Origin of the sequence: Sphingobacterium psychroaquaticum (assembly GCF_900177625.1) — a bacterium.
GTDB classification, from domain to species: domain Bacteria; phylum Bacteroidota; class Bacteroidia; order Sphingobacteriales; family Sphingobacteriaceae; genus Sphingobacterium; species Sphingobacterium psychroaquaticum.
Genome location: NZ_FXAU01000001.1, coordinates 1,180,182 through 1,193,148 on the forward strand (window position 1 = coordinate 1,180,182; position 12,967 = coordinate 1,193,148).

The following is a 12,967-nucleotide window of genomic DNA, read 5'->3' on the forward strand; positions in this document are numbered from 1 at the left end:
AATAACTATCCTTGATTCTTGCGAATAATATTCAACGCACCGCCGGCCTTAAACCATTCAATTTGTTGTTTATTATAAGTGTGGTTCGCTAAGATTTCTTCTTTTGTACCATCAGCATGGTGTAATACCAATGTTAATGGTGTTCCTGGAGCAAAAGAAGTCAAGCCAACGATATCAATTGTATCGTCTTCTAAAATTTTATTGTAATCATCTTTGTTTGCAAATGTCAAACCAAGCATACCTTGTTTTTTCAAGTTTGTCTCGTGGATACGTGCAAATGATTTAACCAATACCGCACGAACACCTAAGTGACGAGGCTCCATCGCTGCGTGCTCACGTGAAGAACCTTCACCATAGTTTTCATCACCTACCACAATCGAACCAATACCCGCCGCTTTATACGCACGTTGTGTTGCTGGAACAGCACCGTATGTACCTGTCAATTGGTTTTTAACATCATCCGTATTATCGTTGAAGTAGTTTACCGCTCCAATCAACATGTTGTTTGAGATGTTATCCAAGTGACCACGGTATTTCAACCAAGGACCAGCCATTGAGATATGGTCCGTAGTACATTTACCTTTTGCTTTGATCAAAAGTTTCAAACCTTTAAGGTCTGTACCTTCCCATGCTGCGAAAGGCTCCAACAATTGTAAACGATCTGATGTCGGCGCTACATCAACAACGACATTCGATCCGTCTGCTGCTGGTGCTTGGTAACCTGCATCTTCTACTGCAAAACCTTTTGTTGGCAATTCGTCACCTACAGGTGGATCAAGTTTAACTTGTTCACCATTTTTATTTGTTAAGGTATCCGTAACAGGATTAAATCCTAGGTTACCTGAAATAGCAATCGCAGCTACCATCTCTGGTGAAGTTACGAATGCATATGTATTCGGGTTACCATCAGCACGTTTTGCAAAGTTACGGTTGAACGAGTGTACAATCGTGTTCTTCTCTTGCTTATCCGCATCTTTACGATCCCACATACCGATACATGGACCACATGCATTAGTAAAGATTGTTGCATTAAGATCTTCGAAAGTTTTTAATAAACCATCGCGATCTGCTGTGTAACGCACTTGCTCCGAGCCTGGGTTAATACCAAACTCAGCTTTGGTTACAAGACCTTTATCAATTGCTTGTTTAGCGATTGAAGCTGCACGAGACAAATCTTCGTATGAAGAGTTTGTACATGAACCTATCAATCCCCATTCTACAGTTAAAGGCCATCCGTTTTTCTCTGCCTCTTCGCGCATACGAGAAACAGGTGTATACAAGTCAGGTGTAAAAGGACCATTCAAAGAAGGCTCTAATTCTGACAAGTTGATTTCAATTAATTGATCGAAATATTGTTCTGGGTTTGCATAAACCTCAGCATCCGCAGTTAAGTGACCTTTGATCGCATTTGCTGCATCAGCTACTTCATTACGATCTGTAGCGCGTAAGTAACGCTCCATAGATTCGTCGTATCCGAAAGTAGATGTTGTTGCACCAATCTCAGCACCCATATTACAGATTGTACCTTTACCTGTACAAGAAAGGGATTCAGCACCTTCGCCAAAATACTCAACGATAGCACCTGTACCACCTTTTACAGTTAAAATACCAGCAACTTTCAAGATCACATCTTTAGGAGATGCCCAACCTGATAGCTTACCTGTTAATTTAACGCCAATAAGTTTAGGGAATTTAAGCTCCCATGGAAGACCTGCCATTACATCACATGCATCCGCACCACCCACACCAATAGCGATCATTCCTAGACCACCAGCATTTACAGTATGTGAATCCGTACCGATCATCAAACCACCCGGGAAAGCGTAGTTTTCTAATACGACTTGGTGAATAATACCTGCTCCTGGTTTCCAGAAACCGATACCATATTTATTAGATACCGAAGAAAGGAAATTAAACACTTCCGAACTTTCGTTTTTAGCACGTGTTAAATCTTGCTCCGCACCATCTCTAGCTTGAATCAAGTGATCACAGTGTACCGTTGAAGGTACAGCTACCTTCGGGCGACCAGCTTGCATAAACTGTAACAACGCCATTTGTGCTGTTGCATCCTGCATCGCTACGCGATCTGGTGCAAAGTCAACATAAGAAGTACCACGCTCGTAAGCTTCTGTGGCATTTCCGGCCCATAAGTGAGCGTACAAAATTTTCTCAGATAGGGTCAAAGGCTTATTCACCAATTTACGAGCAGCAGCAATGCGCTCATCGTATTGGCTGTAAACCTTCTTGATCATTTCTATATCAAAAGCCATTCTATTTAATAATTTATTTGATGTACTGTGTAACTAATATCCAATCGGTTGCCTGATTTTCAATTGATACAAAAATACAAAAAAGAATACGTTTATGGTAGTTTTCTGCCACCTAACCATAATTTGGAATCAATCCAAACAACTGTTTGAGAAACTTAAAACATATGAACTGCAGGAACGAGCAAGCGGGCAGAAGAACACCCTGCAAAATAAAAAGAGCCACAAGATATTGTGGCTCCTATACAATCAAAATAACGAAAAGTAAACAAGGAATTATGCTTCCTGACTTACTAAACCTGTTGCATTTTTCAATACCTCAACCGCTTTAGTCGGGTTCTCCGCTGCAAAAACACTGTTTCCAGCAACCAAAACGTCCGCACCTGCGGCTAAAAGCTTATCTACATTTGCTGCTCCTACCCCACCGTCAACCTCAATTAGTAGACCATCGTTTACCCCAGCAGCTAATGCGCGTAGTTCTTTGATTTTATTATAGGTTTGTTCAATAAACTTCTGCCCACCAAAACCTGGGTTCACAGACATTAGACAAACTAAATCAATATCCTGAATAATATCTTTTAATAACCCTATTGGCGTGTGGGGGTTTAAGGCCACACCTGCTTTACATCCAAGCTCTTTGATTGCCGCCAATGTTCTATGTAAATGTGTACAAGCTTCGTAATGTACCGTAATAACGGCCGCTCCAGAATCTTTACATACTTGCAAATAACGATCTGGATCAACGATCATTAAATGTACGTCTAATGGCTTTTTAGCATGCTTAGCAATGGCTTGCATCACCGGGAAACCAAAAGAAATATTAGGAACAAAAACGCCATCCATAATATCGATATGGAACCAATCTGCTTTACTCGCATTCACCATTTCAATATCGCGTTGAAGGTTTGCAAAATCGGCTGCCAAAACGGAAGGAGCTATTAAATGTTTTGATGTGGACATGTTGCTATTTTATGTTTTACACGACAAAGATAACGAAGTCTGAACGAATAGCCGAAAAAAACAACGTGAATTACTTCAAACGACACCTATGTAACAAGATCCACATTTCGACAAAAGGCAGATTTTGCTTATTGCATGTAAGATTTTAAAACAATGCTCAATATAGATATGCGCATTTTTAGCTAAGTTTGTTATATAATACAGTTGTAGAAAGATTAAAAACACTTTATCCAGTGGCGAAACTCAAAATAAATTACGTTCGGGGCAAAACACAAAATAGTTCATTTATCATTAAGGTAGCCATGGTAATGGCCACCATTATCCTGATATGCATTTTTCTTCCGAAACAACCTCGCTTTCGATACGAATTTCAAAAGGGAAAGGCATGGAATCATGATAATTTGATTTCGCCTTATAATTTTGCAATACTAAAGACTCCGGAGGAGCTCAACCGCGATAAAGAGCAGATTCTAAAGACTGTGCAGCCAATCTATAACCTCAATAGCAATATTAGCAAAGAGCAGATTGACCAGTTTAATATTGATGTGATCGAAAAGTGGCAGATAAGTAATATGGATTCCCTTTCGAAGCAGGAACTAACGACCTATCAAGCGGTTGGAAATAGTTTGTTAAACTATATCTATAACCGTGGAGTAATATCTCTCAATAATCGCTATCAAAACAAAGGTGCAAATGGGGATAATACCGATGAGGCACAAAAACAATATAATTTTACCCTCGTACATGATAACATCGCGCAGCAGAAAAATACAGCTGATATCTTCACTATTGAGGCGGCCAATGAATATGTACGGGACGCTATTGCAAAAAACACCAAGATAGACCGTAAGGCCTGGTTAACGGAGATCCTTAAAAACTATATTACCATCAATTTTATTTTTGACGAGAACCTAACGAACAAAATTGAACAAACCGCGTTGGCTAATATCTCCAGCACAAGAGGTATGGTACAAAAGGGAGAGTTAATCGTAGAAAAGGATAAAGTCATAAACAATGATATTTACCAAAAACTGGAGTCGCTACGACGGGCTTTTGAGGATGAGTCCAAGATTAGTGGAAACCAAAGCTATGTTGCTTTAGGTCAATTCCTCATGATCTCTCTATGCGTGGTATTGCTCATGGTATTCCTGTTTTTCTTTCGCGAGTCTATATTTTACAACAACAGGCTTATATCGATCATCATGATCGTTATCTTATCCATGCTCGCTGTCCTTTCATGGGCCATTACGGTTAAGATACCAAGTTTATATTACATTCCTTATTGTTCCGTACCGATCATTATACGTGTATTATTTGATACACGGGTAGCGCTTAATATCCATTTATTAATGGTTTTGATTGCCGCACTTTTTGTACCGAATAGCTACGAATTTGTGTTCTTGCAGTTTACGACCGGTATGGTTGCTATTTATAGTATTAAAACGCTCGTAAAACGTGAGCAGTTCTTAATATCAGCCATCATAATTTTAAGCACTTATATCATCGGCTATATCGGCTTGTTCCTCACGCGTAATGGATCACTGCACAGTATTTACTGGTCTGATATTGTACCTTTTGTTGTGAGTGTGGGTTTGACCCTCCTCGCCTATCCTTTGATTTATGCTTTTGAGCGTTTGTTTGGTATTGTTTCGGATTTAACGTTGATGGAACTGACGAACAGTAATTCAAAGCTGTTGCGGGAACTCTCACTCAAAGCGCCGGGTACTTTTCAACACTCCCTCCAGGTGGCTAATCTCGCGGAGGCAGCCATATACAAAATTGGAGGAAATCCACTCTTGGTTCGCGCAGGGGCCTTGTATCATGATATTGGAAAAATGCTTAATCCGCTTTTCTTTATTGAGAACCAGAAGGCTGACAGCAATCCCCACAGTGAACTCACACCGGAGCAGTCTGCACAGATTATCATTTCACACGTTCACAAAGGTATTGAGATGGCTAAGAAGAATCAGTTACCAGAAGTGGTTATTGATTTCATTCGTACGCACCATGGTACCACCCGAGTGGATTACTTCTACAATATGTTTATTAAGAACAACCCGAACAAACTGGTTGACGAGAGTATCTTTCGCTATCCGGGGCCTGTCCCAATCTCCAAGGAGACCGCTGTCCTGATGATTGCAGATTCTGTGGAAGCGGCTTCTAGAGCGATGAAGGAACCAACCGAGGAGTCAATCAATACCTTGGTGGATAAAATTATTGACTACAAAATTACGCAACGTCAATTTATTCATGCGAACATCACCATGCGGGATATAACGGAGGTATCTGATATCTTTAAGTCGATGTTGAAGAGTATTTATCACGTACGAATCGATTACGAAGCAAGTAAAAAGCAGGCCTAAAAAATGACCGGTGTAAATAATAGTTTTGAGTTTCAGAAAGTTATTGAAATTTACTAAAAAAAGCCGTTTTACGCTTTGCAGATTGAAATATTTGCCTTATGTTTGCAATGTCAAAACACGGAGAGATGCCTGAGTGGCCGAAAGGAACAGTTTGCTAAACTGTCGTACTGGAAACGGTACCGTGGGTTCGAATCCCACTCTCTCCGCTAAGACTAAAAAAAGTTCAATCCAAAAGATTGGATTTTTTTTATGCAATAGCATTTAGGGATGAGACCCCACGGGTTCGATCCACAGGAGGTTCAGGGTTGTGCTTGGGGCATGTAGGGGCTGAACCAATCCCACTCTCTCCGCCAAATGGCAGCAAATAATGTCAGAACCCTATAAACAACACTATTTATGGGGTTTTCTGCTTTTAAACCCCTCCCTAAGATTTCCAATTTCTCATATGCAAAAGGGCAAAATCGAGACCCATTTTTTTAGGCTATGAAAAAGCCATAAAAAACACAGATACATAACCATGTGCCGGCAACGGTTCATCGACCACATACAAATCTTCATCTAGTACGGTGATATTTATGAAACCGGAAATCGCAAGTTATCGTAATTGGACATTTTACTAGACCCGTTCTTTGTACCAGGGAGATAATAGGTACCTCTATTTCTCCTCAATATTTTTATCATCTAAGTATTTTTCTTTACTCCGATTGGTGACCCGTCTGTTGCTTCCAGTAGGTCAATATACTTCGTCGATGCTGCCTATACTCATCCGGAATATCATTAAATGGCTCCATTATGATCGTCACGGTCTTGTCTACCGGCCAGCTCCAATAGTTTTCTTTCAAAACAGCGTCAGATGACCTAATGTTCCAGTCCGGAAAATTCATCAAGTAAAATCTGTCCTTTGTAATTTTGTCAAGATAGATGCCAGCATCCTCAAGCACAGTCGAATCGAAATACCTTCCTTTTAAAGTGGTATTTAACTGCTCATCATTTAAAGTGAATACGATTTCTTCCACAGTCAAACTATCCGTATTTTTTCTCTCTATATTCTTATGAAATTCAAGTATCTGTCGTAATTCATCTTCTACGGAAAAACTGTCCTCTGCTGTCATGATAATTGCAAAAAGGTCTTCCTGATGAATTTCAAAAGTTCGATCAGTGGGATTTATTGTGATAGTTGCTTTTTGACTAACGATACTATTACTTTCTATACCAATAATAGAAGCTAGTGCAAAAAAAAAATATACTTACGGGATCCATGTGAGTGAAATAATGGTTTTTCAATCCTAATATAATAAAAACACTCAAACACTTCAGATAAAACTTTCTTACCACCCTCATAAGGATATACTTTAATCATACTATAGAGGTCTAGAATGATAATTACAGCATTAACAAACTTTTTTTACTCAGCATTATTCAGTGTCCATATTATTGCTTTCTCTTTAGCTGCTTTAAAAATTGTTGTATGCTTCTCATTAGGTTCGTCTGAATATTCCCATTTCAAATACACGGGACTTTCTGTTTTCAAAATATTGGCCAACTCCTTTGTATAAGGAGAAATATCTGCTGCATCTGAACCTGCAAACCACAAAACCTTTTTATCGGTTGAGAATTCCGATAAATGGTCTTTTGCGGTTCTTACTAAATAATGATTGTTCCACCATAAAGATGGATCAAAAGCGATATAATTGTCGAACATCGTCGGGTGAAGGAAAAAGGTTTCCATTACAAAAAGTCCAGCTGCAGACTCGCCGATAATACTCTTTTCCTCTGTAGTCCGATATCGTCTATTGATTTCAGGAAAAAGCTCTTCGTTTATAAATGCTCTGAATTTTTCACCCCCCCCAACAGCAGATGCAATTTCCTTATCTTTTTCCACTTCGGTAACCCCTGTCAAATCTCTTCTTCTTTGCGTATTTTCAATACCGACAAGAATTAATGGTTTGATTTTATCTTCTTTAATAAGCTTAGCCAAAGTATTGGCAATGTGTGGGAAATCTTCCTTTATTCCACCATCAGCCATATACATCACGGGCAAACTGTCTGTTTTTTTTATATAATCGTCTGGGATCCAGATATTGATAACTCTATCCTCACCAATTTGTATCGATTTAAGGGTAAAAGTTTCATGCGCAGGAATTGGCTCACTTTGTTTTGAAGCGTTCGAACAACTTGTCAGGAATAAAACTCCTAAAAATAAAATGTAATACATGCTTTTCATCTGTGAATGATTTTGGTTAGGTGTTATATCGAATAACTTCTTGTCTATACAGCTAAACTACAAAAAAAAGACAATGTCATTAACACTGGCTTTTAATATTCTAGTACGAGGAAATCCGTTACAGATTTCCTCGTACTAGAATACCATGTCCAGCAAAATTAAACATTCAACCTTTTAAAAAATCAGCAGCCTAATTAATAAATAACATTTTTAGGTTAAGTTATTCATGTGATTTCATCTTATCTACAAATTCGAAGTCGTAACTACTCGATATTTCAGATAATAGATTAGGCAGACCATCGGACAAAATATGATATGCTGCGCGATCAACACTTTTTTAGTACATCTGTCAGGAATAATGATAAAAAATAATAACCGATGAAGCGTTTTACAAGCAAAAAAAATGTATTAGTTTTGTTCTTAACGACTATGCTTTCATTGCACAGTTGTAATAAGACCGAACAGAATACTCAAGATAGTCCACAAACCATAGAAGCAGAAGTCCTGCCCCTTCAAATTGTCAATGCACAGATTGATCAATCATTTCGTACAAATCTTCAAGGTAAAACAAATATAGAGTTACGCCCACAAATTAGTGGCTACATCGACAAAATTTATGTAGATGAAGGTGCCTACGTCCAAAGTGGTCAACCTATATTTCGTATTAATGCTACTGTCTATAGAGAACAGAAAAACACCGCCTTAGCCTCACTTGAAATGGCAAGATCACAATTAGCAACTGCTGAATTAGAATTGGATAAATACAAAGTGTTAAGCAATAAAAAAGTTGTAGCGGATTTCCAACACCAAAAAGCTAAAACAGCCTATCAAAATGCTAAAGCCTCAGTACAGCAGCAACAAACCTTAGTGGCTTCAGCTGATGTCAACATAGGTTTTGCTGTGATTAAAGCGCCTGTGAATGGTTATATTGGACGTATTCCCAATCGTTTGGGAGCTTTAGTGGGGCCTACAGACGCACGGCCTTTGAATACTTTATCACAAGCTTTTAGCGGATGAAGTCCCCCATCATTACCTTTTCTGTTAACACATTTTCATTCCATCCTTCTTTGGTTAAGCTATTCGTCGGAAGTAAGTCAGGATTGTGGTCCAGTACCCTAAGATCATGCTTAAAGAAATGAAAATCATACGATCCACCAATTATTCCACGCCCCGGCACATAAACAAACCTTTCTATCCCCCTTGAAATATCTGGAAAATCAGCAATATTTGACGCTGCCGATGTCCAAAACTGGTAAGCAGATTGACCTGTATTGGTGACGAAGACTCTCGATAAATATTCCTTCCACATACGCCAACCTTCTTTATAGTTTACCCCATATTCCTTTCCAAAAATATGCACTGGATAAGATTGTGAACGAACAGTATCCTCCGTATAATTTTTCAGATACGCCGCTAAACTTAGGGGCTGTTCCTGTAAATTAAGTAAACCATAGGGTGAAGGAATAATCGGTGTCATATTTTTTACCTCAAACATCTCCATTAAACACACTTTAGCCTGGAAATACGTATCACCGCTTTTCTTTACCAAAATGTATTCGTGCAAAAATTTTCGTTTCAAATCCATTCCGTCATGGTACCCCAGCGAAGGCATAAAAAGATTCTCCAACTCTTTTACTTTTCTCACATTTACCAGAATCGAAGTGTCTTTGATTTCACGCCATAGCGACTTCGAATGGAAATCAGGAAGCGCAGAAAACAAAATAATCCTCTCATAGCTCCTTTCATTTCTTGGAAAAACAACGTTGTATAGCTCCACATTATAGTCCACCTTATACAGATCCAAAGTATTAATACGATAATGATAAAGCTGAAAACTATCCTGTTCGGAAGGATGCTCGAGCAATACGAATTCCTTATTTTGCCCCACTGCACATTGAATAAATACAAGGCATAGCACTATTACAGCAAAGCTCCCTCCTCTACGCTGTCTCCATAAAACATTCTTTCCTGCCATTTTATTTACTTAAAATTTAAGTTATAAGGTTTTGTTAATTGTTTAAATGTACTTCTTTTTACAGGAATCTCATCAAAAGGTTCTTCTTTGCCACGAAAGCACATGCAAATTGTAATAAAAGCTACAAATTGGTTGGTAAACATTTACATTTTCGACAAAAAATTAGCTAAATTAAATAAAAAAACCTCCAAGATGGAAAACCATCCTGGAGGCTAAAACTTAAACGCACCATGCAGTTTTATCCTTTTCTCGCAAACTCAATCATTGCAGATAACTCTTCTACACTTTTCTCTATATCCATGGAAGCACCGCCATTTTCAAAACGGATCCGACCTTTAGGATCAATAACAAATTTTGCAGGAATACCGTCCACCTTATAAGCCTTAGCAACGGCACTCTCTTTTGTTGCGGCATCTCGCAAATCCATCAGAACTTCAAAGGTATAATTATTGTCCTTTACATACTTATTCGCATTTGCCGCCGGGTCTCCGCTACCTTTTTCCCAGGTATGAATAAACAAAAAGCGTACATTCGGATCGTCTTTGTACTTGTCCACTGCCTTTTGCATACCAGGAAATGAGGCCTTACAAGGTCCACACCAAGTTGCCCAAAAATCAAGCACAACGACCTTCCCTTTCAAATCAGCTAAGCGAACCGTATTCCCATCGACATCTTTAAGCTCAAAATCAGGCGCTTCCTTTGTTACCACTTTTTTCATCAACACTTCCTTAGCAAACACGCGCTTAGCATCATCAAGACCACCCTTATATGCCTCAAAACCCTCCAACGAGCCTATAGCTGCTACGTACCCCTTTCTTAACGTCTCTTCATTTGTCGCGAATATATTATGCCTCTTGTAATCTTCTTCGAGGAAAGGCAAGGCTTCAGCGTATTTCTTATTTGCTAGCAGCGCATTCACATAGCTAAACTGAACCGATTGATATGCTCTCTTATCCTTAACCTCTTGTCGTACGGCCGCCAACAATTGAAGCGCATCTGCTTCTTTCCCGCTTCCCATCAAGGCATCTGCATATGTGGTTAACATCCCATAATAGTTAGACTCCGCGCGTGCCCTACGTTGTGTTCGGATATCTTCCGTCTCCCCTTCTTCAGGTTCAGCGAGATCTTTACGGTGAAGTTCTAAACCTTCAGCTAAGAAAGGAATAGCGGCAGCAGGATTTTTGCGAACAAGATTAACGGCCATCGAGGCCAATGCTTTCTTCTCATCAATCTCTTTGCCGCCACGCTCTCTCGCATATTTGCGATAAAGCGTTACATACTCCTTCATTTTCTCTACATTTCCCTGATCTGCATATGACATAGCCATCATATGCATCTCAAAGCCCACTTGAACGTCGGGATTCTCCATTAGCAAAGCTTTATACAGGACATCCTTTTCGTCTAAACTCTTTATCTGGCTTATCTCTTTAATCCGCGCATCGTATGCGAGCTGCCCTTTTGGAAAATCTTTAATAGTAGATTCTTTTACCCCATTTTCTTTTTCCTCATTACCCGTGCTTCGATAATAGGAATACGCCAACATTCTATCGCTCTCATTCTTACTTTTTTCTAGCTTCTTAAGCGACGAAGCAACCACTTTTTCATCTTTATTTTCCACTAATACCTTTAATCGCTCGCGTATACTTTGTGTTTTCTCTGTCTGCGCAAAAGCCGTTAGCAACAACGTTGTGAGGCTGATGGTTAAAATTATTTTTTTCATTTTATTAGTAAGGTTTCTATTTTTATTTAATACTGATATGTACAATTTCACCAAAACCATTTAAAGTCTTAGATGGGCTATTCCCGACAAAAGTTCCTAAATCATTAATATCAAAAGTGTGAAATTGACCTGCCGAATTGGCCCAAGTTGCAACGGCTAACGTTTTGCTCGTACTTCTCTTCATTTTGATATCCCTGATTTTCGTAGCATTAGGAAAGCTATACAAGAGCTCCGCACTATTAGCTACTATATTATACAGGTAAATCTTATTATCCACAGCATAATACATTTGCTGCAAGACACCAGAAGTAGCAAAGGCGGTTGCTTGATTAATCTCTGGGCATTTCGTCGGATCAATTTTCTGGAACAAACTTGGTTTGTCCGCATTTAAACCGTAAATGTATCGCCCGCTATTGTCCTCCATGATAAAATAGAAGACAGCAGTACTGGACGACCCCCTTCCTTTATCCGCGGCTATCATCGTCTTCCCAACATCGGCCATATTAAAAAGGTCTTTGCTCGAACCTACCGCTGGCACTAATTGACGATCTAAGTAAGGTAAATTTAAAAAACGCTTGTACTTATTATCGTAAAAGAAAGTACCGAGCTGGGCTGAATTTATAACGACTGGGAAAAGGTAATAATCTCCGCCAAAACCTTCAGAAAAAGGCATTGATATTTGATCCGGTGTAAAGCTCCCCATTCCCGCATGTACATCTCCATTGTTTACATAATACTGGTCTGTACGCGTTAGATTAGCCCCGTAAGCCGGATTGCTAAATACCGTTTGATTGGTAAATACATTATTGGTAGTGCCCGTCAGAAGAAAACCTACTGGATCAAATCGATATACACCTGATTCTGTAAAGTAATGTATGGAAGCATACTCAGAATAACTAGGAATTTCCGCAGAGAAAGCAGCCATTGCCTTACCAGGAAACTTCATATTATTAACTTCCTCAGCTGGGTTTTCAAACATCTTATTATCCATCCGTACAAATGTTAACCTTCCGTTCGTCCCTATATTATGGGAAACAAGCCAGCCCTCTGAAAACACACCAGTAACCACTAGCGTAAACAATTTACTATGTTCTAAACCATTATCTTCATCAATTGCCGTAAACTGCAGGTTATAACGCTTCGGTGGCAATTCCATTTTTATATCCAGATTTTGCTCGTGCGATAATACATAAACCGAATCATCCGCGATAGCTTTCCAGATATACCTGTATTTTGCCTTATCCGGCTGCGTAGCACGAATAGAGACAGGGATTTTAAACGGATCAAACTGCACCGCTGTAAAAATCGTAGCACCGGCATCGATAGTTAATTCATTAACCGGCGTCGTCTTAAAACTCTGATCATACTTCGCACAACCAAGTAATGACATCGATAAAATCGATGCGACGAGTATATGTGGTAAAAAATTAAATAATTTATCTTTCATCATAATTGAAG

The 12,967-nt window shown here is 39.1% G+C and carries 9 protein-coding genes and 1 tRNA gene; 3 read left to right on the top strand and 7 right to left on the bottom strand.

What is annotated here, in order from left to right; translation table 11 throughout:
* Positions 1 to 5: 5 nt before the first annotated feature.
* Positions 6 to 2,270, bottom strand: coding sequence for an aconitate hydratase (locus B9Y69_RS04850; protein WP_085471837.1), 2,265 nt, complete (start codon positions 2,268 to 2,270; stop codon positions 6 to 8).
* Between the two features lie 273 nt (positions 2,271 to 2,543).
* Positions 2,544 to 3,227, bottom strand: coding sequence for a ribulose-phosphate 3-epimerase (gene rpe, locus B9Y69_RS04855; RefSeq protein ID WP_085471838.1), 684 nt, complete (start codon positions 3,225 to 3,227; stop codon positions 2,544 to 2,546).
* A 233-nt stretch (positions 3,228 to 3,460) separates the two neighbouring features.
* On the opposite strand from rpe, the gene B9Y69_RS04860 reads away from it, so the two are divergent.
* Entirely contained in the window at positions 3,461 to 5,590 is a 2,130-nt protein-coding gene (locus B9Y69_RS04860; RefSeq protein ID WP_085471839.1) for an HD family phosphohydrolase, read from the top strand.
* Positions 5,591 to 5,709: 119 nt separating this feature from the next.
* A tRNA-Ser gene (locus B9Y69_RS04865) sits at positions 5,710 to 5,796 on the top strand.
* Positions 5,797 to 6,285: 489 nt separating this feature from the next.
* Here the strand turns inward: B9Y69_RS04865 and B9Y69_RS04870 are convergent.
* Together B9Y69_RS04870 and B9Y69_RS04875 are read right to left on the bottom strand one after the other, a co-directional pair.
* The gene (locus B9Y69_RS04870) at positions 6,286 to 6,702 is read right to left on the bottom strand and encodes a hypothetical protein (RefSeq protein ID WP_085471840.1); all 417 of its coding nucleotides are present in this window, start codon (positions 6,700 to 6,702) and stop codon (positions 6,286 to 6,288) included.
* Positions 6,703 to 6,995: 293 nt separating this feature from the next.
* Positions 6,996 to 7,814 (bottom strand): alpha/beta hydrolase, encoded by an 819-nt coding sequence (locus B9Y69_RS04875; RefSeq protein ID WP_085471841.1) that lies wholly within the window; start codon positions 7,812 to 7,814, stop codon positions 6,996 to 6,998.
* A gap of 378 nt (positions 7,815 to 8,192) precedes the next feature.
* On the opposite strand from B9Y69_RS04875, the gene B9Y69_RS04880 reads away from it, so the two are divergent.
* Positions 8,193 to 8,831: an efflux RND transporter periplasmic adaptor subunit gene (locus tag B9Y69_RS04880; protein WP_085471842.1), complete on the top strand. Its 639-nt coding sequence runs from the start codon at positions 8,193 to 8,195 to the stop codon at positions 8,829 to 8,831.
* Here B9Y69_RS04880 and B9Y69_RS04885 read toward each other — a convergent pair.
* The 3 genes from B9Y69_RS04885 to B9Y69_RS04895 all read right to left on the bottom strand — a co-directional run bounded on the left by B9Y69_RS04885 (position 8,821) and on the right by B9Y69_RS04895 (position 12,959).
* Positions 8,821 to 9,789, bottom strand: coding sequence for a hypothetical protein (locus B9Y69_RS04885; RefSeq protein ID WP_085471843.1), 969 nt, complete (start codon positions 9,787 to 9,789; stop codon positions 8,821 to 8,823). The genes B9Y69_RS04880 and B9Y69_RS04885 overlap by 11 nt on opposite strands.
* A gap of 238 nt (positions 9,790 to 10,027) precedes the next feature.
* Entirely contained in the window at positions 10,028 to 11,509 is a 1,482-nt protein-coding gene (locus B9Y69_RS04890; protein WP_159451811.1) for a peroxiredoxin family protein, read from the bottom strand.
* 22 nt (positions 11,510 to 11,531) lie between these two features.
* Positions 11,532 to 12,959, bottom strand: coding sequence for a PKD-like family lipoprotein (locus tag B9Y69_RS04895; protein WP_085471845.1), 1,428 nt, complete (start codon positions 12,957 to 12,959; stop codon positions 11,532 to 11,534).
* Between the last annotated feature and the right edge of the window lie 8 nt (positions 12,960 to 12,967).